This window comes from Butyrivibrio sp. Su6 (assembly GCF_900108105.1).
GTDB lineage: Bacteria > Bacillota > Clostridia > Lachnospirales > Lachnospiraceae > Butyrivibrio.
The window spans coordinates 22,089-44,000 of sequence record NZ_FNUR01000003.1 but is presented as its reverse complement, the minus strand read 5'-3'; the positions used below and the strand labels follow the sequence as shown (position 1 = coordinate 44,000).

At 41.9% G+C, this 21,912-nt stretch carries 20 protein-coding genes and 1 tRNA gene; 18 read left to right on the top strand and 3 right to left on the bottom strand.

Translation table 11 applies throughout. From position 1 onward, the window contains the following. Positions 1-39: 39 nt before the first annotated feature. Positions 40-777: an AraC family transcriptional regulator gene (locus tag C4S54_RS04395; RefSeq protein ID WP_034443365.1), complete on the top strand. Its 738-nt coding sequence runs from the start codon at positions 40-42 to the stop codon at positions 775-777. Between the two features lie 235 nt (positions 778-1,012). Here C4S54_RS04395 and C4S54_RS04390 read toward each other — a convergent pair whose 3' ends face one another. Genes C4S54_RS04390 through C4S54_RS04380 form a run of 3 tightly spaced genes read right to left on the bottom strand, consistent with a single transcriptional unit; the run spans position 1,013 to position 2,989 of the window. Further along, a complete protein-coding gene (locus C4S54_RS04390) occupies positions 1,013-1,609 on the bottom strand; it encodes a TatD family nuclease-associated radical SAM protein (protein ID WP_103868455.1) in 597 nt (198 codons plus the stop codon). 1 nt (position 1,610) lies between these two features. Beyond that, a complete protein-coding gene (locus C4S54_RS04385; protein ID WP_103868454.1) occupies positions 1,611-2,120 on the bottom strand; it encodes a TIGR04002 family protein in 510 nt (169 codons plus the stop codon). 38 nt (positions 2,121-2,158) lie between these two features. Next, on the bottom strand, positions 2,159-2,989 hold the full coding sequence (locus C4S54_RS04380; RefSeq protein ID WP_103868453.1) for a pyridoxamine kinase: 831 nt from the start codon (positions 2,987-2,989) through the stop codon (positions 2,159-2,161). 217 nt (positions 2,990-3,206) lie between these two features. On the opposite strand from C4S54_RS04380, the gene C4S54_RS04375 reads away from it, so the two are divergent. The 17 genes from C4S54_RS04375 to C4S54_RS04295 all read left to right on the top strand — a co-directional run bounded on the left by C4S54_RS04375 (position 3,207) and on the right by C4S54_RS04295 (position 21,835). Further along, complete coding sequence (locus C4S54_RS04375) at positions 3,207-4,835, top strand: sensor domain-containing diguanylate cyclase (RefSeq protein ID WP_103868452.1); 1,629 nt, start codon at positions 3,207-3,209, stop codon at positions 4,833-4,835. Positions 4,836-4,930: 95 nt separating this feature from the next. Then, positions 4,931-6,049, top strand: a complete 1,119-nt coding sequence (locus C4S54_RS04370; RefSeq protein WP_160110676.1) for an SGNH/GDSL hydrolase family protein — start codon at positions 4,931-4,933, stop codon at positions 6,047-6,049. Between the two features lie 88 nt (positions 6,050-6,137). Further along, a complete protein-coding gene (gene manA, locus C4S54_RS04365; protein WP_103868450.1) occupies positions 6,138-7,094 on the top strand; it encodes a mannose-6-phosphate isomerase, class I in 957 nt (318 codons plus the stop codon). A 63-nt stretch (positions 7,095-7,157) separates the two neighbouring features. Beyond that, positions 7,158-7,907, top strand: coding sequence for an alpha/beta hydrolase (locus tag C4S54_RS04360; protein WP_103868449.1), 750 nt, complete (start codon positions 7,158-7,160; stop codon positions 7,905-7,907). Positions 7,908-8,002: 95 nt separating this feature from the next. Continuing rightward, positions 8,003-8,087 (top strand) — tRNA-Leu (locus tag C4S54_RS04355). A 1,492-nt stretch (positions 8,088-9,579) separates the two neighbouring features. After that, on the top strand, positions 9,580-10,230 hold the full coding sequence (locus C4S54_RS04350) for an HAD family hydrolase (protein WP_103868448.1): 651 nt from the start codon (positions 9,580-9,582) through the stop codon (positions 10,228-10,230). Positions 10,231-10,266: 36 nt separating this feature from the next. Continuing rightward, entirely contained in the window at positions 10,267-11,949 is a 1,683-nt protein-coding gene (locus C4S54_RS04345) for an extracellular solute-binding protein (protein WP_103868447.1), read from the top strand. A gap of 60 nt (positions 11,950-12,009) precedes the next feature. Then, positions 12,010-12,438: a hypothetical protein gene (locus C4S54_RS04340; RefSeq protein ID WP_103868446.1), complete on the top strand. Its 429-nt coding sequence runs from the start codon at positions 12,010-12,012 to the stop codon at positions 12,436-12,438. A gap of 16 nt (positions 12,439-12,454) precedes the next feature. Continuing rightward, positions 12,455-12,979: a DUF6465 family protein gene (locus tag C4S54_RS04335; protein ID WP_103868445.1), complete on the top strand. Its 525-nt coding sequence runs from the start codon at positions 12,455-12,457 to the stop codon at positions 12,977-12,979. A gap of 13 nt (positions 12,980-12,992) precedes the next feature. Then, the gene (locus C4S54_RS04330; RefSeq protein ID WP_103868444.1) at positions 12,993-13,304 is read left to right on the top strand and encodes a hypothetical protein; all 312 of its coding nucleotides are present in this window, start codon (positions 12,993-12,995) and stop codon (positions 13,302-13,304) included. Between the two features lie 115 nt (positions 13,305-13,419). Continuing rightward, on the top strand, positions 13,420-14,427 hold the full coding sequence (locus C4S54_RS04325; RefSeq protein ID WP_103868443.1) for a deoxyguanosinetriphosphate triphosphohydrolase: 1,008 nt from the start codon (positions 13,420-13,422) through the stop codon (positions 14,425-14,427). 3 nt (positions 14,428-14,430) lie between these two features. Further along, positions 14,431-16,209 (top strand): DNA primase, encoded by a 1,779-nt coding sequence (gene dnaG / locus C4S54_RS04320; RefSeq protein WP_103868442.1) that lies wholly within the window; start codon positions 14,431-14,433, stop codon positions 16,207-16,209. A 372-nt stretch (positions 16,210-16,581) separates the two neighbouring features. Then, entirely contained in the window at positions 16,582-17,754 is a 1,173-nt protein-coding gene (gene rpoD, locus C4S54_RS04315) for an RNA polymerase sigma factor RpoD (protein WP_051143000.1), read from the top strand. Between the two features lie 2 nt (positions 17,755-17,756). After that, positions 17,757-18,542, top strand: a complete 786-nt coding sequence (locus tag C4S54_RS04310; protein WP_103868441.1) for a class I SAM-dependent methyltransferase — start codon at positions 17,757-17,759, stop codon at positions 18,540-18,542. Between the two features lie 10 nt (positions 18,543-18,552). After that, positions 18,553-20,208 (top strand): nucleoside kinase, encoded by a 1,656-nt coding sequence (locus tag C4S54_RS04305; protein WP_103868440.1) that lies wholly within the window; start codon positions 18,553-18,555, stop codon positions 20,206-20,208. Positions 20,209-20,211: 3 nt separating this feature from the next. Then, positions 20,212-21,315, top strand: coding sequence for an NAD-dependent epimerase/dehydratase family protein (locus tag C4S54_RS04300; RefSeq protein WP_103868439.1), 1,104 nt, complete (start codon positions 20,212-20,214; stop codon positions 21,313-21,315). 214 nt (positions 21,316-21,529) lie between these two features. Then, positions 21,530-21,835 (top strand): hypothetical protein, encoded by a 306-nt coding sequence (locus C4S54_RS04295; protein ID WP_022775597.1) that lies wholly within the window; start codon positions 21,530-21,532, stop codon positions 21,833-21,835. Positions 21,836-21,912: the final 77 nt, after the last annotated feature.

The following is a 21,912-nucleotide window of genomic DNA, read 5'->3' as shown; positions in this document are numbered from 1 at the left end:
AAGAATTTGTGGCAAATATCACGTGGGTAGGTAATAACGATGAAAATAAGAAATGAACTTAATGCTTATCTGTATAAGCAGAAAATGAATGAGGCAGAAATCCCAAGTCAGGCTATTCCTGATGACCTTGCTACAGCCATATGCCAAGGTGATTCTCTTGCAGTAAAGAAACTTCTTAAGAAGAATGGCTCGGGCATTCTGACTGATGAAAGGCTATTGTCAGGAAACAAATTAAGGAATTCTGTTTATCATTTTATTCTTGCTGCATCATATATTTCTCAGGCATGTATTGAAGAAGGTCTTGGGCATACCGAAGGCGTTGCGATTGAAGATATCTATATTAGAAGAGCCGATAAGTGTAAAAAGGTTGATGATGTTTATTTACTTTATAAGGATATGTGCCTGGATTTTGCGGAGAGGATGAATGAGATACGTAAAGAAACAGTAATCTCATTGCATATCAGAAAATGTATAGATTATATCTATGAAAATTTGGGAGCAGACCTTTCAGCAGGCGCTTTATCAGAGGTGGTCAGGCTAAACCCAACATATCTTTCACGGTTGTTCAGGAAAGAAGTTGGTATAAGGCTTTGTCAATTTGTAAAAGAAGCCAGAATTGATACTGCTCAAAACTTACTTAAGTATTCAGATCTTAAGTATTCGGTCATAGCAAATTCACTAGGCTTTTCTTCTCAAAGCGCTTTTATTGTATCTTGTAAGGAAATAACTGGGATGACACCCAAAGAATACCGAGAGAAATATCATAACAAACAGTAAGTACTATTCAGTGAGGGCTCTACGTTAGTGGGGTTCCCTAAGGGGTTCCCTTTCGGGAGACGGTGTCAGAACCTCCTTTCATACTGGCTTTGTGGGCTGGCAGAAAAGTTCAAGTCCCATCTTCCGCGTGGCTACGCTGCGCGGGTTTCCCTAAAGGGACTAGGAACAAGCTTTGCTTGTTCCGTCGCAAGTCCCTATCTTCGCGTGGCTACGCACTAGGCTCGAAAGGACCTCGTCAAGTTTTCTTTCGAATCCTCAGCGGAATATCATGTTCGCGTGATAGTGCAAGGCATCGGTCGATTTCTTCCTGAGGGAGGATATCGACGATCGACCATCTTACGTCTTTTATTTCTTCCCTGCATCTTTTTGTGAATTCAAGCATGCTTTCAAAGCCGTTGGAATGAAGTGGTCTTGTTACTTCTTCATATTCTTCCTTGGAAGGGGCATTTAGGCTTACAGAGACGCTGTCAATGACTTTGGCAAGCTCTGGGACTATATCATGGCCATTTTCTACCGAGCCCTGACCGTTGGTGTTTAGTCTTATCTTAAGGCCTTTTTCTTTTTTGGCGTAAGCAGCAGCTTCAAGCAATATGTCCAGCTGACAGGTTGGTTCACCGTAGCCGCAGAACACAAGCTCGTCGTAACCTGTAAAATCAAAATCACGTATGGCATCAAGGACTTCGGTTTTTGTAGGATTGGTCTTATGCCAAAGGGTATCGGCATCGCCGACGCCATCTTTTACAAAGCGGATGCAGAAGGTGCATCTGCAGTTACATTTATTGGTAATATTTGCATAGATTGAGCCTTTATAAGTGTAGAGTATATCTGCCATATCAGGCCTCCGATCTGGCTTTGAAGCCAAATTTATCAAGTGTTGTACCAAGCATAAGGAAAAAGATCATACTGCCAAAGGACTGCACAAAGCTTCCGGAAAAGCTTGTGATGAGTGCTGCCTTAGTTCCGAATAAAAGAGCTTCCGCAAGATAGTATCCTGTGGCTGAGATAAAATATGAAATGATCGGAGCGGCAATATTTCTTTTGTTTAGTATAGTTGAAGCTTTATTGGTAAAAGGGATCACGATAAGGCTCTTTATTATAACAGTGGCCACTGTCCATGCAGGGGCAGTCAAAAGATCTGCAAGTCCTCCGCCAATTGCACCTGCCAGCATGGCATATGGCATAGGCAGTATGGTGGCGGCAAGATATATTAGTCCGTCGCCGAAATGAATGTATCCGCCATTTATTCCAACGGGCACATGGCCTATGTAGGCTGTGAAAATTGTGATGAGAGCTGCAAAGATTCCGGTAAGTGTTAAGGTGTAAGTTCTGCTTCTTCGTGTCATGTCTGTTCCCCACTTTCTGTGTAGTTTTCTTTATGTTTTCAATTTGTTAGTAGTTTTAAACTTTTTTCATATGAGATCCCGGCTCTTGGGTCAGTGTCTTTTTCTGTATTTTTAATGGCTGTATATATGAAATAGCTTGCCGCATCCGCTGCATCAAAAGCGCTGTCACCTCTTAATATTTTGCCTAAAAAGATAGCTGCAAAGAGGTCTCCTGTTCCGGAATAATGAATTCCGTTACTTTGCGTTGTGATAACTTTGCTGTTTCCGTTTTCCATAATAAAATTGCCGATCACATCTTTTTTTAAAAGAGGAATCCCGGTAACTGCGATGATCCTGTTGTGAGCACCGCCAAGTAGGACTGAAAGTCTTCGGATCTCGCTTATCAGGTCATCACCCTTGAGCTTCATTATTTCCTCAGGACTTTCATCCGTCAGAAGACACAGCTCTGTCAAGTTAGGAGTTATTATGTCAGCTTCATTGACCATGGCTTTTATGGTCGTCAGAAGCTCTTTTGAAAAGTTGGTATAAGTTTTTCCGTCATCGCCCATGACAGGATCAACTAAAACCTTAGTGCTTGCTGATTTGAAGCCTTTTATGAATTCCAAACTGTTTTTTGCCTGCTGACCACTCATCATAAATCCGGTTATTATCCCGTCAAAAGTTTCTTCCTGTTGTTTCCATTCCTGCAGATATTCAGGTATTATGCCGGTCAGGTCTTTGAAATAATACGAAGGATATCCGGTCTGTGCGCTAAGAACTGCTGTTGGCAGTGGACAGCACTGAATTCCCATTGCTGCCAAAACTGTCATATCTGCAGTCAGTGAACACTTGCCGAAGCCGGAAAGGTCATTAATCGCTGCTACTTTCATAAGTTGCTCCTTTAACGCTTTGTTATGGTAAAGAATATACTCTATTTTCTGGTATCATTAAAATGGTCAGATTCAGACAAATTATTAATACCAGATTCATGCAAATGACTTATTATATTTTTCTAAAGTGAACGAAAAAGAGTGTATTTAATGTACAATTATATTAGGTTATTATACGGATTTGGCGTTGGGCAGGAGGCGCCCGAGGAGATAGGAAATGCGCTCACTTAGAACCAGAATTACCGTGACAATCATATGCGTCATATATCTGGCGCTGGCGGTAACGACACTGTTAAGTGCTGTTTTTATACGAAGAACTGAAAGTCGAAAAACCGATCAACTCCTTCTTATGTTGTGCAAAAACGGGCAGCAGAGTCTTGATTATTATTTTGACAGTGTTCAGAATTCAGTGGAAAGAGTTGTTTCTTTTGTTGAAGAAGATTTAAAAGGTACAAGCGACGATGAGCTAATTGAACATGTGGAAAACGCCAGGGATTATTTTGGCATGATGGCATCAAAGACGAAGGGAGTTCTGACATATTATTACCGAATCGATCCATCTTTTTCTTCAAATGTGAAAGGCTTCTGGTATACCAATCTATCGGGGCAGGGGTTTGAAGAACATAAAGTCACCGATATTACGCTTTATGATGTGAATGACACCTCTAAACTTGTGTGGTTTACGGTTCCTAAGCACGAGGGCAAATCTATCTGGCTTACTCCATACATCACTGATAACCTGGATGTTCGAGTGATCTCTTATGATGCTCCAGTGTATTATAAGGGGCAATTTATCGGCGTTGTTGGGATAGAAGTTGATTATTCGACAATGGCTGAGGAAGTCGACAGCATACAGTTCTACAACGATGGATATGCTTATCTTAGTGATGAGAATGGAAAACTGTTCTATCATCCACGTGTTGATGTGACGGATGCGACTGTTTCGCATGAAATTCCATTTAGTATGACAGGAAAGAGCTCTTTTGTCCGCTATCAGTATAATGGTGAGGCAAGAGAGGCTGTGTGGCTACCTCTAAGTAATGGCATGCGACTTGTTGTCTCGGTTCCGGTATCTGAAACTAAGGGAGACTGGATGGGACTTGTTCTCAATATTTCTTTGGGAACTGTAGTGGTACTTGTGGTGGCGAGTCTTTTCCTGATGATATATACCAGGCGCATAACCAGGCCTCTTGAGCAGCTTACTGAGGCGGCAGAACAGGTGGAAAAAGGCAACTATGATATAGACCTGCCTTACGATGAGGATGATGAACTGGGAAGGCTTACCAGGTCTTTTAAAAAGCTCTCTGATAATACGAAGATACATATAAATGACCTGAATGAGCAGGTGTATGTTGATGCACTGACCCATGTGAAAAATAAGGGCGCCTATGAAAAAATGGCTGAGGAGCTGCAGGAGCAGATAGATAAGGGCGATTCTGATCTGGAATTTGCTATCGGGGCGTTTGATTGTGATAATCTTAAGGTCATCAACGATCAATACGGACATGATAAGGGAGATGTATATCTCAATGCTGCCTGTGGCATGATAAGTTCAGTATTTAAGCGGAGCCCGGTATTTAGAATGGGCGGAGATGAGTTTTCTGTAATTCTGAAAAATGAGGATTATAAGAATTTAACAGTTCTTTTGGCACAGTTTGATGTGCAGGTAGATAAAATTAATGCATCCGGTGTTAATCCATGGGAACAGATATGGATATCAAAAGGATTTGCCTGCTTTGATCCTGGGCATGACACCTCTGTTGCCGGTGTTATGAAACGGGCAGATGAGCTTATGTATGATGATAAACGTGAGAGAAAAAGCAGCGGAAAGATAAAAATGAGATAGTAGACAGAGGGGGTGACCCCTGTCACGCTAATATCTGTAAATTGTTATGAATGTGGTATAAAATATCCTTGTATGAAAAAACAGGGGGTATAGCTATGAAACCACAGGATAAAAATAAAAACCTTCGGTATTACAGGATCGATGAAGTGGAGCAGCTCTTTATTCATGGCAGGACTAACTGGCCAAATGACAGGAAAGAGCTGCCTCTTTTTTGGAATAATAGCGGTGTAGAAGTGTGCACAGGTGGAACGGAATTGTGGATAAAGGTTGAGGCGGACTACAGCGTTTATGAGCCCTGGTATGCGGTTGAAGTAAATGGAGCTCTGGTGAGCCGCAGTATGCTACAGCCTGGTGAGAATGATATTTGTCTTTTCAGGGGTATGTCAGAAGGAACAGTTAAAAGAGCTTTCTTTTACCGCGACCTTCAGGCAATGGGCCAGGATGATGACTGTCATATGATCGTTAAGGGCTTATATTGTGATGGGCAGTTTAAAGAGGTTCCGCCATATGATCACAGGATCGAATTTATAGGCGACAGCATTTCATCTGGAGAGGGAACTTATGGCGCCGGTGATGATATGGACTGGATCCCGATGTATATGTCATCAAGTCATAACTATATCAATATGATCGCAAAAAAGATGAACGCCGATGTCCGCATAATCTCACAGGGTGGATGGGGTGTTTATTGCAGCTGGGATGCGGTGAGAAAAAATAATATCCCAGGAATCTATGATGAAATCTGTGGTCTTGCCCATGGCAAGTTTAATGAAAGCCTTGGCGCTGCAAAAGCCTACGATTCATCTGACTGGCAGGCGGATGCAGTTGTTATAAATCTTGGAACCAATGATGGAACCGGCATTGCAGCATATAACGGCAGTGGCGGCGAGGTCAGTGCAATGGCAGATGAGCCTCTTAGCAAAAAAGGGTGCGAGGAAGCCATAATCAGTTTTCTGAAAAAACTTCGCACTTATTATCCTGATGCCCACCTTTTGTGGGTTTATGGAATGCTGGGGTACGATATCAGCGCCAATATAAGCAAAGCAATTGCAGAATATACGGCTGAAACAGGCGATTCAAATGTCTTTTACCTGACTCTTCCAAATACGCTTGATGGTGAATTTGGCTCCCGTATGCATCCGGGGTTAAAGAGCCATGAAAAGGCCGCAGATATGATCTCTGACTATCTTTTAACTAGGCTTGGCAGATTATGATTTGGCAAAAAGATATCTTTAGATATTGACGATAATGTGGTAGGATTTTTGTAAAAACGCAAAAGAGTAATATGGAGAAATTATAATAATGAGTACTAATGAGAAAGAACCTATTTTTTTAGAACCGTATTTTACCCATAATGTCTGGGGCGGAAGTAAATTAAGAACTGTGTTTGGATATGATGTTGAAGGTGATGACATCGGAGAGTGCTGGGGGATAGCTGCGCATCCAAACGGCAGATCGATTGTAAAAAACGGCCTTTATAAGGGAATGGGACTGGATGATCTTTATAAAGAGCACAGCGAGCTGTTTGGAGCGGATGCTCATGGTGGAAATGATAAGTTTCCTCTTTTGACAAAGATAATAGATGCAAAATCCGACCTGAGCATCCAGGTGCATCCTGATGATGAGTATGCCAAAGTTCATGAGAATGGATCTCTTGGAAAAACAGAATGTTGGTATGTTCTTGACTGCGACGAGGGAGCGTCACTTGTTGTGGGCCACAATGCCTCTTCAAGAGATGAACTCTGCAAGATGATGGATGAGGGAAGATGGAGCGATCTTATAAGAGAAGTAAAAATCGCAAAGGGTGATTTTATCCAGATTGATCCGGGAACTGTCCATGCCATAAAAGGTGGCGTGGTTGTTCTTGAAACTCAGCAGAACAGTGATATCACATACAGACTCTATGACTATGACAGAATGTGGAACGGCAGCAAACGTGAGCTTCATGTTGATAAGTGCAAGGATGTCATTACTGTTCCGGCAAAAGACCTGTCGGATGCGATAGTGCACGATACTGATGAGGCTCAGGGAGTAAAGCTCCTTAACAGCTGCAAGTACTATACGGTTTCAAGAGTGAATGTGACGACAGAGCTTTCTCTTGATGTTTCTGAGAAATATGTTTTGTGTTCTGTTATTGAAGGAAAAGGAAATCTTGGGGATTACGATATAAAGAAGGGTGATCATTTTATATTGCCTGTGGGTTACGGAAAAGCAGTATTTAAAGGCGGTATGAAACTTATTATTTCCAGTGAAAACTAAGGGGTGTTCATGCTATACTTTTAAAAGGTATGAAAATATATAATGTTTTTTGGGGAGGCTACTATGTACATACTTGATGATGGAATCAAGCTCAACGCCAAGCTTGATATGCCAAAAAACGGGGCGGAAAAATGTCCGATATGTGTTATAATCCACGGATTTACAGGGCACATGGAGGAAAGGCACATTATAGCTGTTCAGGAAGCAATGAACGAGCTGGGAGTTGCGACTCTTAGAGTTGAAATGTATGGTCACGGTGGAAGTGATGGGGAATTTAAGGACCATACACTTTATAAGTGGCTCTCAAATGCTATGACAGCAATTGATTATGCAAGAAAACTTGATTTTGTCACAGATGTCTATCTCTGCGGACACTCTCAGGGCGGACTTACTGCAATGCTGGTTGCAGGAATGGAAAAAGACAGGATAAAAGCGCTTATTCCGCTTTCTCCGGCTCTTTGTATCCTAGAGGGTGCAAGAAAAGGATGCCTTTTGGGACAGCCATTTGATCCTGAAAATGTTCCGGAAGAACTTGTCAACTGGGACAACAGGACACTTAGCGGCAACTATGTAAGGGTTGCACAGACTCTTCATATTGAGGATGCACTGGCCAAATATGAGAACCCTGTTCTTATTGTTCACGGCGATGCCGATGAAGCTGTGCCTGTAGAAGACTCAATTGATGCGGCGCCAAAATATAAAAATTGTAAGCTTGTTCTTATTAAAGGAGATACTCACTGCTATGACAACAGCCTTGATGAGGTTATAGATGCAGTAAAAGACTTTATGAAAGAGCAATTGGCGCAAGCATAAAATAAACGTAAAAAAGTTTTAAAATTTTTGTTGACGTTTTGCCTTATTCTTGCTATTATAAACAAGTCGTCGCGAGAGAGATGCGGCGACGGTTCGCGGAAGTGTCGGAATTGGCAGACGAGCAAGACTAAGGATCTTGTGACTGTTTATGTCGTGTGGGTTCAAGTCCCATCTTCCGCACTGGATACGAAAAAGCCTCAGGCATTAAGCCTGAGGCTTTTTTTCGTATACCCACTGGGGAGAGTCCCTCTCACCCAGTGGGTTTCCCTAAAGGGACTAGGAACAAGCTTTGCTTGTTCCGTCGCAAGTCCCTATCTTCCGCTTGGCTCCTCTGAGGAGGATGGGATTCACACTAGACTCGAAAGAACCTCGTCAAGTGTTCACCCATGGCTCGCACTAGGCTCGGAAAGACCTCGCCAAGTGCTCTGCTCAAAGTCCCATCTTCCTCTTGACTCCGTCCGCCACCATTGACTGAACCTGAGAAAAACGCCTTGGTCTGCGAGCCGACGGTGAGGATGATGGGAACAGTAGGGGCGGTTACTTTCAAAGATGTATGTGACTATATGTCTGCGTCTTTCAATGTAAAGAGAGTGAAGATTCTGTTTTGGAAATATAGCCTGATTTTTGAGCTTACGACACCATGCGACAAGGTTTTTGACTTGTGATTTTGGGCATATACGGCCTTATTTGAGGTTACCACACCATTATATAGAGATCATATGTCCTCAGTTCACTCATCCAATGGATGTGGCAATCCATTTTTTCTCGTATATGCCCAGTTTCACTTCCTGAAAATTCTGTTGATGGATGTGTTAACTTAAAAATATGACTATATATCCAATTCACTTTGACAATCCGATTTTCCATGTTCCATTCAATCCATATGATCGTGAAGAATAATGGTTTGGGCATATAGCGCTTTGTAAAGCTTCCAGCCACCTCTGATTCATACTATTTTGGGCATATAGCAGCTTTTTGCGAGGCCAGCCACCCTCACGAGCGCTCAAATGGGCATATAGGCTGATTTCAAGCCTCTGGCCACCCGTTAAAAGGGTGGCTGTGGACGGATAATTGCCGTATATGCCCAATTGCCTGCGATAAAAGCTATGGTAAGGGGTGGCTGCAAGCCTGATATCCGGCTATAAGCCCAAAAACGGTTTTATTACAGGTGGCCGAGCTATTAAAAACAAGCTATATGCCCATAACAGAATTGCAGCTCTCCTACAGCGGAAACCACGGGCATATAGCTCTATACATTTTGGAAAGTATCCGTACCTGCAATTCTTAGTCCTACATATTCTAGGAAGTATCCGCATCTACTATTCTTAGCCATACTCAGCCTTAAAAGTAGCCACCCCTACTGTTCTCAGATTTGGAGCCTGAGGCATGGGAAACAGCCACACCGCAAGGTGCTAGCCATTGACGGGTTCTGAGGAAAACGCTACAATGCCGGGTTCGACGGTGTATGAATGAAATTACTGTTCCCATCATCATCACCGTCGGCAGAGCTGACAAGGCGTTTTCCTCAGACTCAGTCAATGGTGGCGGACGCTGTCAGAATCTAAACTTTTGTAAAAGAATAAGTGTAAGGTTCTGGTGACTTCCCTTGTATCAAAATATGGAAAATGGTGTTAAAATAAATTGGCGAGATTTATGAAAAGGACTAGAGAAAATGAAGTTTAAAGCAGTTATTTTTGATATGGACGGAACGCTACTTAATACAATCGAGGATATTACTGATTCCGTGAATTTTATTTTGAGAAAGTATGATATGCCGGAGAGGACTCTGGATGAAGTAAAACATTTTGTTGGAAACAGCTCTGTGAAGCTTATAGAAAGAGCGATTCAGGGCGGAAGAGAGAACCCGCAGTTTGATCAGATATTAAGTGATTATGAGGCATATTATGTTGATCACTGCAATATAAAAACAGGACCTTATAAACATATTCCTGAGCTTTTAAAAGAGCTGAAGGATCGCGGCTACAAGATAGCAATAGTGTCCAATAAGTCTATGGACGGAGTACAGGAGCTTAAGAATGTTTATTTTGGTGAGTGGGCTGATGTGGCGATTGGCGTGACGGATAAGCTTCAGAGAAAACCAGCGCCGGATGAATGCCTTGAAGCTATGAAAAAGATGTCTGTCAAAAAAGAAGACTGTGTATATGTCGGGGATTCTGACGTGGATGACATGACAGCCAAAAACACAGGAATTCCATGTATCTCATGTTTGTGGGGCTTTAGAACAAAAGATGAACTCATTGCAGCAGGTGCGGGAGAAAATGCATTTGTAAGTGATCCTCTTGAAATACTTGATCTGGTATGATCCATATAGTGTTTTGACTTGAAGGTGGGGCAGAAAATGAAGAAAGCTATATTGGTTTTGGCTATTGTTTTATTGTTTTGCGTAATTGGTGTTGGATGTCTTGTAAATAAATCTGATGATGAAAAAGAGAAAGTTCAGGTTTCAGGCAAAACGTACAAAGAATTCACGGCTTTTTTTGCTGTTCCGGGGACAGAGCTTGATGAGAACAATGTAATCCAAAATTTGATAGCTGATGCTACAGGAATAAAAGTTCATGAGAAGTGGCTTGGAAGTGAGACTGCTTATGATGCTATAAGTGAACTGCTTGAGAGCGGTGATTATCCTGATTTTGTAGATGCGGGTGAGGAATCAGTCCGCATGTATGAGGCGGGAGCTCTTGTTGCTCTTGATGATTATATTGAGAAGTACCCTAATGTAAAAGAGCTTTTTAGTCAGAAGCAGTGGAATTCACTCAGACAAAGCGATGGACATATTTACTGGATTCCTCAGTTTTCAAGTACCTATGGAAAAGAGAGAGTATGTGTACATATCGATGAAGCTTTCTGGATACAGACAAGAGTCCTTGAATGGGCAGGTTATCCTGAAATACATACCCTCGATCAGTATTTTGATCTTATAGAAAGATATTACGCAGCTAAGCCTACAATGTCTGATGGCACGGCTGTAATTCCTTATACGATCCTTTGCGATGACTGGAGATATTTTTGTCTTGAAAATGCTCCACAGTTTCTTGATGGATACCCAAATGATGGCGCTGCCATAGTTGATCCGCAGACCTACACGGTAATTGACTATAATACTACAGATACGGCTGTTCAGTACTTTAAAAAGCTTAATGAAGAGTATAAAAAAGGTATTGTGGATCCTGAATTCTACAAACAGACCTATGATGAATACATTGCCAAACTCTCATCAGGAAGAGTTCTTGGAATGGTGGATCAGTGGTGGGATTTTGCTTATGAAGCAGAGGATGCCATAAGACATGCCGGCCTTGATGATGAGGGATGTCAGTATGTTCCGCTTCCCATAACCATCAGGGAAGGTATCACTAATCAGTGGCACAATTCAGGAAGCGTCTTTCATGGAAGTTCAGGTCTTGCAATTACGAAAAGCTGTAAGGACGTTGACAAGGCTATGGAATTTGTCAGTGCTTTGCTGGAACAGGATATCCATGATCTGCGGTATTGGGGCATTGAAGGCGTCGACTATGTGATCGATGATAACGGGATGTTTAAAAAGACAAAAGGAATGCGAAAGATGGCTTTCGATACAGCTTATAAGAAAGCGCATTTTTGTCAGTACAACTATTTCCCTCAGTGGCTTGGAACCAGCAGAGATGGTATAAATGCCATGAAACCTGAAGGCCAGGAAGTTGAATTTTACGATGGCCTTTCAGATAAAGTCAGAAAATGTCTTACAGCTTATGACGCTCAAACCTATGTGGAAATGCTTGGAAGCAATCCTTCACCCGGCCCGTGGTATCCGATATACACATATGCGCAGGCTCTTTCACCAAAATCTGATGAAGGAGAAGCTTATCATATGATGACTGAGTGCAAGCACAATTATCTGCCGCAGGTGGTAATGGCCAATAATTTTGAAAAAACCTGGGCTGAATATATGGAGGCTTATAATTCCTGTCATCCTGAACGCTTCCTGAATGGACTTCAGAATGAAGTTAACAGGAGAGTTGAAGCGGCAGCAGACTATGAACAGTAATAATAAAGGTGTATAATTATCTGCATATATGAAAAATGTAGATGATATGAAGGGGGACATATGGGAGATACAGAGAATAAAGAACAAAATGTTACTTCTGCAAATAGTGAAGAGCTTCTTATAGAAATAAGAAACCTCACAAAGAAAAAGCTCTTTTGGCAAAAAATCAGTACCTGCTGTATTGCAGCTATTACGGGTATCGTGCTTGTCACAATGGTTATAGTTATTCCGCAGCTTGAGGCTACATTGAATCACATCAATGACACAGCGATCAAGGCTCAGGATTCCCTTAATGAAGCCAATACCATGATTACAAGTATTACTGAGGCCAGCGAGAATTTTGACAGTCTTGTTGCGAAAAACGGCGAAGGCCTTACAAGTGCAGTTGAGTCTATGTCAAAGATTGATTTTGAAGGCCTTAACGAAGCAATCAAGGATCTTCAGGATGCAATAGGACCTTTAGCAGCATTTATGAGTAAGTTCAGATGAACAGGAGGGAATGATAATGGGGAAAAAGTCAACAGTAGAAGAGATTAAGGAAATGGTAAAAGAGGTTTCCAGGAATGCGGAGCCTGTTATTGATGAAGCTATGAAAAAAGCTGAGCCTTTGATTAAAGATGTCACCAAGAAGGCAGAGCCAATCTATAATGACATTAGAGAAAAGGCAGAACCTATCTATCAGGATCTTAGGGAAAAGGCGGAGCCTATCTACAATGATATAAAAGAAAAGGCAGCTCCTGCAGCAAAAGTTGTAAAGACACATTCTGAGAAGGCCCGCAAGGCAGCTAAAACAGTGAGCGATGATATTTCTTTAAAAGCAGCTCAATTCAGCTGTAAAGAGGAAGTGTTTGTTCAGTACAGCCATCATGAGATCAGAACAACAGATATCATTGAAAAGGCAAAACAGGACTATGTTTCCAAGGGCAATAAGGCTTCAAGCATCAGAGAGATACAGGTTTATATCAAGCCTTCAGATAACGCAGCGTACTACGTTGTAAATCATCAGGAGACCGGAAAGATAGGATTTTAATAGGAAAAAGTAAATGGCAATAGAATTAACAAGTTTTTTTCCACTTTCTCATTATGAGTATGGAGAGGCATATTTTGGAAGCTATAAGGGCATGAGATACAGACTTGCCAGGGAACCACTGGAAAACGTCAAGTTCACACCTCTTGATAAAAGAGGACCGGCTACTTTGATGGCAACTGTGTGGCCGGAGCCCAATTCCTATGCACATACTGATGACAGCCTTAAGACGACCGAGAATTTCGAGGTCTCTCAAGAAGGGCTTGAAAAGGCTGTTCAGTGGATAAATGATCAGTACACAACCAGGGAAAGTGAATGGTCAAGATAATTATTTAAAAAAATTCAAAATAAAAAAAGGATTTTTGAAACCCACGTCGAATATATAAGATGTGGGTTTTCTTTTTCTGGTAGACAACTGATTCACCCACGGAAAGAAGTAAAAATTGAAAATTCGCGAACAACTGGAAAAACGTGAGACTAAAATCTTAAGCAAACATGCTACTCTGAGCATGAATTCCAAAGGAAGAGAAAAAGAAGAAAAGCCGTGCGATATAAGGCCTTGTTTTCAGAGGGACCGTGACAGGATTCTTTATTCCAAGTCATTCAGGCGCCTAAAAGACAAGACTCAGGTCTTTTTGTCTCCTGATGGGGACCATTACAGGACTCGCATGACGCATACTCTTGAAGTTTCTCAGAATGCGCGGACTATCGCGAAAGCTCTTTTGCTCAATGAGGATCTGGCGGAGGCAATTGCACTCGGACACGATCTTGGACATACGCCGTTTGGCCATGCCGGAGAGAGGGCTTTAAATGAGGTTTGCCCCGGAGGATTCAGACACAATGAGCAGAGCCTTAGAATTGTAGAAAAACTTGAGAACTACGGACAGGGCATGAACCTTACATGGGAGGTACGCGATGGCATATTGAACCACGAGATGGACCTTACGCCTTCGACTCTTGAGGGAAAAGTTGTGCGCCTTTCAGATAAGATCGCTTATATGCATCACGACATGGATGATGCCATCAGAGGCGGCATAATTACTGAAGATCAGGTGCCAAAAGACCTGTGCGATGTGATAGGCCATACGAATGGTGAGTGGCTTGATACATTTATTCATGACATCGTGGCAAACAGCCTTGATAAGGATGATATCCGCATGTCAGAAGAGATATATGACGCATTCCACAGGCTACGTAAGTTTATGTTCGACCGTGTTTACACCAATCCAATTGCCAAAGGGCAGGAGGGCAAGGTTGAGGTAATGATCAAGATCTTGTATTTCTATTATCTTGACCATGTTGATCTTCTTCCTGACTATCTTAAGAATATGATGAACCTTGGGGAGACAAAAGAAAGGATTGTCTGTGATTATGTCAGTTCCATGACTGACAGATATGCAGTTTCAATGTTTGAGGAAGTTTATATACCACATACTTGGGGAGTTTTATAAATAATGTACTATTCAGATGAGATCATCGAAGAAGTGCGCTCCAGGAACGATATTGTGGATGTTGTGGGTCAATATGTGCATTTGCAGAAAAAAGGTTCCAATTATTTTGGACTTTGCCCATTCCACAATGAGAAATCCGGGTCGTTTTCCGTTTCTTCGCACAAGCAGATGTTCTACTGCTTTGGATGCGGTGCAGGCGGCAATGTGATCACTTTTTTGATGAAATATGACAATTTAACATTTCAGGAAGCGGTAAAACAGCTGGCTGAGAGAGCCGGGATAAAGCTTCCGGAGCAGGATGATTCTCCTGCAGCCAAGGCGGCGCGGGATAAAAAACAGATCCTGTATGATATCAATAAAGAAGCAGCCAAGTACTACTATTATCAGCTGCGGGGCAGAACCGGGCAAAAGGGCATGGAGTACTTTAAGTCCAGAAAGCTTACAGATGAGACCATGCAGCATTTTGGACTTGGATATGCCAATGTTACAAGCGATGATCTTACAAAGCACCTTAAAAGCCTTGGATACACAGATGGGCAGATAATCGAGGCGGGGCTGGCGTCCCACGATGATAAAATGGGAACCCATGATAAATTCTGGAACAGAGTGATGTTTCCTATTCAGGATGCGTCCCAGAAGGTCATTGGTTTCGGCGGCCGAGTGATGGGAGATGGTAAACCTAAATACCTGAATTCCCCGGAAACGCCTATTTTTGATAAAAGCCGTAATTTGTTCGGACTTAACTATGCCAAGAATTCAAGAGCAGGTTACATGATAATCTGCGAGGGATATATGGATGTTATAGCCATGCACCAGGCGGGCTTTAATATGGCAGTTGCTTCACTGGGAACTGCTTTTACCACCGGGCAGGCCATGATATTAAAAAGATATACGGACGAAGTCATTTTGTCCTATGACAGCGATGAAGCCGGCACAAAGGCAGCGCTTAGAGGAATCGGCATTCTAAAAGAGGCTGGTCTTAAGGGAAAGGTCCTTGACCTAAGGCCCTATAAGGACCCTGATGAGTTTATTAAAAATGAAGGCAGGGAAGCTTTCGAAGAGAGAATAAAAAATGCTGAGAACACTTTTTTCTTTGAAGTAAGGGTGCTTCAGTCCCAGCATGATATGTCAGATCCTCAGTCCAAGACTGAATTTCACAGGAAGCTTGCCATGAAGCTTTGTGAATTTGAGGAGGCTCTGGAGAGAGAGAATTATATAGAAGCCGTTGCTGCAAGATACAACATTGCGGTAGATGATCTCAGAAGGCTTGTATCCAGTGTTGCTTCTCAGGGCGGGCTTGTCAGAAAGGTTGAAAGGCCTAAGTCAGGCATACAGCAGAAACGTTCCCCTGAAGACGGAGCCAAAAAGAACCAGAGGCTTCTTTTGACATGGCTTACTGATGAACCACAGATCTTTTCCAGGGTTATCAGGTGGATAACTCCTGAGGATTTCTCAGATGACCTGTATAGAAATGTGGCAAAAGAGCTGTTTATGGGAATGGAGAGCGGCAATTTTTCACCGGCAGCTATTCTCGACAGATTTACTGATGAGGACGAACACAGGCAGGTAGCTGAGATGTTCAACACCAATCTTATCGAGATCGAGACCAAAGAGCAGAGGAAAAAGGCTTTCCACGACATAATATATGGTGTTAAGGCAGCGGGGTATGACAGACAAAAGAAAGAACTAAAGCCGGATGATCCTGATTTTCTTACAAAGACCATTCAGGGCAAAAAAGATCTGGAAAAGTTAGCGCACGCAGATATTTCACCGGATGATTGATGAAAAATAATAGAAAAGGAAAATACAAAAATGGCAAAGAAAGAAGTAGAGACTAAAGAAACAAAGGATACGAAAAAGGTAGCTGCAAAGGCTACCACAAAAACAGCTGCAAAGGCTACAGCAAAGGTTTCAGCCAAGGCTAAAAAGGATGATGCTGCAGAAGAAAAGAAGACTGCAAAGGCAGCAAAGGCTGAAAAGGACACAGAGGAAAAGAAAACTGTAAAGAAGGCTGAGGAAAAAGCTCCAAAGGCAGCAAAAGAACCTAAAGCTAAAAAGGCTTCAAAGAGTTCAAAGGCAGAGGCTGAGAGTACATCAAATGACGGAGAGACTCATGAGTTTGATGAGGCTACAAAAGAGCTCTTTACACAGAAGATAAAGGACATCCTTGCACTTGCAAAAAAGAAGAAAAATGTTCTTGAGTACTCTGAGATCAGCGATTTCTTCACAGATTTAAACCTCAATGAGGAGCAGCTTGATAACGTACTTGAAGTTCTTGAGAGCTCAGGAATCGATGTCCTTAGAGTTTCTGAAGTTGACGACGATCTTCCTGATGAAGATGATATGATGCTTTCTGATGAGGACGAGGTAGATATGGAGAATATCGACCTGTCAGTTCCTGATGGAATCAGCATTGAAGATCCTGTAAGAATGTATCTTAAGGAAATCGGTAAGGTTCCGCTTCTTAACGCTGATCAGGAGATCGAACTTGCAAGAGCTATGGAAGCAGGCGCTGATGCTCAGAAACAGCTTGATGATGACAAGGATAAAAATGAGCTTTCAGATGCTGAAAAGAAAGAATTAAATCAGGCAATCTATGAGGGTGAAGAGGCTAAAAAGCGTCTTGCAGAGGCCAACCTTCGTCTTGTTGTAAGTATTGCCAAGAGATATGTAGGAAGAGGAATGCTTTTCCTTGACCTTATCCAGGAAGGAAACCTTGGTCTTATCAAGGCTGTTGAGAAGTTCGATTTCCGTAAGGGATTCAAGTTCTCAACATATGCTACATGGTGGATCAGACAGGCTATCACAAGAGCTATTGCCGATCAGGCCAGAACAATCCGTATTCCTGTTCACATGGTTGAGACTATCAATAAGCTCATCCGTGTAAGCCGTCAGCTTCTCCAGGAGCTTGGTCGTGAGCCACTTCCGGAAGAGGTTGCAAAAGAGATGAATATGCCTGTAGAGCGTGTACGTGAGATCCTTAAGATCTCTCAGGAGCCTGTATCTTTGGAAACACCTATCGGTGAAGAGGAAGACAGCCATCTTGGTGATTTCATTCAGGATGATAACGTTCCTGTACCTGCTGATGCTGCAGCCTTCACACTCTTAAAGGAACAGCTTGTTGAGGTTCTCGGAACACTTACAGAGCGTGAACAGAAGGTATTGCGACTCAGATTTGGTCTCGATGATGGAAGAGCAAGAACTCTTGAAGAAGTTGGTAAAGAGTTCAACGTAACCCGTGAGCGTATCCGTCAGATCGAGGCAAAGGCTCTTAGAAAGCTTCGTCATCCAAGCCGCAGTCGCAAGCTCAAGGATTATCTTGATTGATCATGAGTAGAGAAGATATATCACTTAAAATGTCCCAAAGGCTCATCACCGTTGCTGATATGCTTAAAAGTGACGGTGAGGCTTTAAAGGCTGCAGATGTTGGATGTGATCATGGATATGTGTCTATTTATCTGGTTCAGAGAGGCATTGCAGAGTCTGTGATTGCAATGGATGTAAGGAAAGGCCCTCTTTCAGCAGCAGGTGCCAACATCTCGGAATATGGCCTTGAAGACTTAATTTCCACCAGGCTTTCAGATGGCGTAAAAGAACTGGAGAAAGGCGAAGCTAATGCGATAGTTATCGCAGGAATGGGTGGAAAGCTTATGGAGAGACTCATAGAAGAAGGAAATCTCTATGATCTTGGCATAAGGAAAGCAGTCTTTCAGCCCCAGTCTGATCATGAAGAGTTCAGGCAGTTTTTGAGAGATAAGGGATATCTTATAACAGATGAAAGAGTTGTCTATGAGGATGGGAAGTACTATTTCCCTATGAAAGTAGATGTTATGGACAGCTCTTTTGACAATAAAAGCATATTTGATAAAACTTTAGAAACATTATTTAAAGATAGTGGTGATATTAAAAAAAATCAGATGATCAGGATCTGTAACCGCTATGGCGAGTGTAATTTAGTCAGAAAAGAACCACTCTTGGTGCCGTATTTGGATCACGGCAGGCTTGTTCTTGAGAGTATTTTGAAAAGTCTTGATGACAGCCATACATGGCGCAGGAAAGAGATAATGGAGGAATTGTCCGATATTTCTTTTGCCCAAAAAATCTTAATGAGGTAGGAGAGACGTTATGCCGCAGATTACAATAAATGGAGTATCTAAAGAATACGAAAAAGGAACTACATTTGAGCAGATAGCAAAAGAGTACCAGTCAGAATTTAAGTACAGAATTGCGGCTGTTATATACAATGGCAAGATAAGGGAACTCTTTAAAACAGTGAAAAAGGACGGCAATCTGTCTTTTATCACTTTTGCAGATGATATTGGCCATAAGACCATGCGAAGAACAGCGATAATGATGCTTATCAAAGCTGTTAAAGACGTGGCGGGCAAGGATTGTCAGCCAAAGACAAAGGTGGAATTCACCATTGGTAATGGCTATTACTGCACTATCAAAGGCGGCATTGAAATAACTGATGAATTTGTCAAAAAAGTTTCTGAAAGGTTTCAGGAGCTCATTGACAAAGCTCTTCCGATCACCAAGAAAGTTTATCCTCTTGATGAGGCTATTGAGATATTCAAAAAGCAGGGCATGACTGACAAGGTTTCTCTCTTGAAATACAGGAGAAGCTCTGAGATCAATGTCTATAAGCTTGAAGATTTTTACGATTATTTTTATGGCTATATGTGCCCTAATACTTCATATATAGAGCATTTCCAGCTTGATAAGTATCATGATGGCATGCTTCTTACTCTTCCTATGAAGGTTGACCCAAATCTGTTAAAGGTTTCTGAGCCCAGGGAAAAGCTCTTTGAAACCATGAAACTTGCCAGTGACTGGGGCAGCAGAATGGGAATTGACAATGTAGGCGACCTTAATGAACAGATCTGCGCAGGAAGGATCAATGAGATGATCCTTGTACAGGAGGCTTTGCAGGAGCGAAGGATCGGTGAAATTGCCAAAAAGATCCACGACCGCAAAGATATAAAGTTCGTAATGATCGCAGGACCAAGTTCTTCAGGTAAGACCAGCTTTGCCAACAGGCTTTCCATACAACTGCGCACCTATGGCATGGTTCCGCATCCTATCAGTCTTGATAACTACTTTGTTAACAGAGAGTTTACCCCCAAGCACCTGGATGGAAGCTATGACTTTGAGTGCCTTGGAGCTATGGACATTAAGCAGTTTAATGACGATATGGTTAAGCTCTTAAATGGCGAGCGTGTTGAGATGCCGGAATTTAACTTTGTTACAGGCAAAAGAGAAATGAATGGCAATTTCATGCAGCTTGGTGAGTCAGATGTTCTTGTAATAGAAGGTATACATGGACTTAACGAAGAGATGTCCTATGCTCTTCCTGCAAGTTCTAAATTCAAGATTTATATAAGTGCTCTTACGACTCTTAGTATTGATTCACATAACAGGATTCCTACAACTGACGGAAGACTCCTTAGAAGGATCGTCAGAGATGCAAGGACCAGAGGCGCCAGTGCCAAGGCAACCATCAATATGTGGCCTTCTGTAAGAGCGGGAGAGGAAGCTAATATTTTCCCATTTCAGGAGGAGGCTGATGAGATGTTTAACTCTGCTCAGATATATGAACTTGCTGTTATAAAGCAGTATGCTGAGCCGCTTCTTTTCTCAATTGGGAAAAATGAACCGGAGTACTTCGAGGCAAAAAGACTTCTTAAGTTCCTTGACTACTTTGTAAGTGTTGATAATTCTTTCCTTCCAAAGAATTCAATTTGCAGAGAATTCGTTGGCGGAAGCTGTTTTAAGGTATGAAAAATGAGATATTGTAAGGAATATTTTGATGATGTCAGGCTGGTTGCAAGAACCACGCCTGGCATCACGACTTTATTTAATAAAACAATCTGTTTAACCGGTGCAACAGGTATGCTCTGCTCCGCTGTAGTGGATATTATAGCTCTTTTGAATAAAGAAAAAAGCGCAGGTATAAAGCTGATCATAGCAGGCAGAAACAAAGAAAAGACAGCTGCCAGATTTGATGGGCTTTTGCAGGATGGTGAATATGAGTTTGTTGCATATGATGCTACAAAAGTAGGGGAGTATCTTCCACAAGCTGATTATTATATTCACGGTGCAAGCAATGCGGATCCTGCCAAGATGTCAACAGAACCTGTCGAAACCATGCTTGGTAATATACTTGGCTTAAAGACAGTCCTTGATTCTGCGGCTATGTCAAAGGGCAGCAGAGTGCTGCTTATTTCATCCGGCGAGATTTATGGTAATCCGGTTGCATCTGATGAGGTAAGCCTTGGAAATCAGCAGGAAGATGTATCAGAGGGAAAGGGACAGTATATAAAGGAGAACACATTTAAGGAAACGGATTATGGATATGTAGATATTCTTAATCCACGCGCCTGTTATCCTATGAGCAAGAGGGCGGCTGAGACTTTGTGTGCTTCTTATTACCAGGAACACGGTGTTGACTTTGTGATCGCCAGATCCTGTCATGCATATGGTCCCGGTATCACACCTGCAGACAGCAGGGCAACTGCAGCTTTTACCAGGAATGCAGCTTCTGGAAAAGATATTGTGATGAAGAGCGCCGGAGAGCAGATAAGATCTTATTGCTACACACTTGATAGTGCGGCAGCTCTTTTGACAATCCTGATACATGGTAAAACCGGGGAAGCCTATAATATTTCCAATAAGGATTCAATTGTTTCCATCAGGGAGATTGCTGAAGAAATCGCTGCGGCAGCAGGTGTAAAGGTGATTTTTGAAAATCCTGGTGATGCAGAAAAAAAGAGCTATAACATGATGAAGGGATCAGCCCTGGACAGCTACAAATTAGAAGAACTTGGATGGTCTGCAAAGTTTGATCTAAAATCAGGCGTTGAAGCAACTTTAAAGTTTTACAAATAAAAAAATATCTCCCTCAGCTTGAATTTGATCCAAGGATTTTGACTTTGAATTTCACGGAATCAAGCGAGCTTTGAAACATAATTACAAACACAATTTAAACACATTTTTTTCACTATTTGTTCGTGTAATCCCCATTTACTTTTACGCACCAAAGAGTAAAATAAAATTCGCTGTTTAAAAGATTAAGTATTATTTTTTGAGGGAGATTTTAATAATGACAACCTACGACAGAGCTAAAACAATTAATTCATTAGCGGTTGCCATGGGTATGCAACCTGTAAGTAGAAAAGATATGACAAGATATGATACTGCAAGAGGCACGCTTTATTGCAATGACAAGCCGATTGACCTTAGCAATATCGGAGCAGCTATTTCATATTTTGAGACAATGAAATCAAAAGCACTCAGATCATTATCACCTGAATCACAGATGGTTGCCGGATATTATTCATCCGCTATAGATGCCCTGAGATATGTTGAGCAAAAAACTGCTGAAGAATCTGGTAACCCAGCAGTTTAAGTAATACATCCACTTAGAAAGAGCCTTAGATGGCTCTTTTTTTCATTGAATAGGAAATTGCTTCCTTAAATTTATTC

What these genes read in the sequence shown, in the direction of transcription:
- C4S54_RS04300 (WP_103868439.1), top strand. Translation starts at nt 20,212, where the DNA reads ATGAGATATTGTAAGGAATATTTTGATGATGTCAGGCTGGTTGCAAGA.
- manA (WP_103868450.1), top strand. Translation starts at nt 6,138, where the DNA reads ATGAGTACTAATGAGAAAGAACCTATTTTTTTAGAACCGTATTTTACC.
- C4S54_RS04385 (WP_103868454.1), bottom strand. Translation starts at nt 2,120, where the DNA reads ATGACACGAAGAAGCAGAACTTACACCTTAACACTTACCGGAATCTTT.
- C4S54_RS04380 (WP_103868453.1), bottom strand. Translation starts at nt 2,989, where the DNA reads ATGAAAGTAGCAGCGATTAATGACCTTTCCGGCTTCGGCAAGTGTTCA.
- C4S54_RS04370 (WP_160110676.1), top strand. Translation starts at nt 4,931, where the DNA reads ATGAAACCACAGGATAAAAATAAAAACCTTCGGTATTACAGGATCGAT.
- C4S54_RS04345 (WP_103868447.1), top strand. Translation starts at nt 10,267, where the DNA reads ATGAAGAAAGCTATATTGGTTTTGGCTATTGTTTTATTGTTTTGCGTA.
- C4S54_RS04335 (WP_103868445.1), top strand. Translation starts at nt 12,455, where the DNA reads ATGGGGAAAAAGTCAACAGTAGAAGAGATTAAGGAAATGGTAAAAGAG.
- C4S54_RS04395 (WP_034443365.1), top strand. Translation starts at nt 40, where the DNA reads ATGAAAATAAGAAATGAACTTAATGCTTATCTGTATAAGCAGAAAATG.
- dnaG (WP_103868442.1), top strand. Translation starts at nt 14,431, where the DNA reads ATGTACTATTCAGATGAGATCATCGAAGAAGTGCGCTCCAGGAACGAT.
- C4S54_RS04390 (WP_103868455.1), bottom strand. Translation starts at nt 1,609, where the DNA reads ATGGCAGATATACTCTACACTTATAAAGGCTCAATCTATGCAAATATT.
- C4S54_RS04360 (WP_103868449.1), top strand. Translation starts at nt 7,158, where the DNA reads ATGTACATACTTGATGATGGAATCAAGCTCAACGCCAAGCTTGATATG.
- C4S54_RS04310 (WP_103868441.1), top strand. Translation starts at nt 17,757, where the DNA reads ATGAGTAGAGAAGATATATCACTTAAAATGTCCCAAAGGCTCATCACC.
- C4S54_RS04350 (WP_103868448.1), top strand. Translation starts at nt 9,580, where the DNA reads ATGAAGTTTAAAGCAGTTATTTTTGATATGGACGGAACGCTACTTAAT.
- C4S54_RS04330 (WP_103868444.1), top strand. Translation starts at nt 12,993, where the DNA reads ATGGCAATAGAATTAACAAGTTTTTTTCCACTTTCTCATTATGAGTAT.
- C4S54_RS04375 (WP_103868452.1), top strand. Translation starts at nt 3,207, where the DNA reads ATGCGCTCACTTAGAACCAGAATTACCGTGACAATCATATGCGTCATA.
- C4S54_RS04340 (WP_103868446.1), top strand. Translation starts at nt 12,010, where the DNA reads ATGGGAGATACAGAGAATAAAGAACAAAATGTTACTTCTGCAAATAGT.
- C4S54_RS04295 (WP_022775597.1), top strand. Translation starts at nt 21,530, where the DNA reads ATGACAACCTACGACAGAGCTAAAACAATTAATTCATTAGCGGTTGCC.
- C4S54_RS04305 (WP_103868440.1), top strand. Translation starts at nt 18,553, where the DNA reads ATGCCGCAGATTACAATAAATGGAGTATCTAAAGAATACGAAAAAGGA.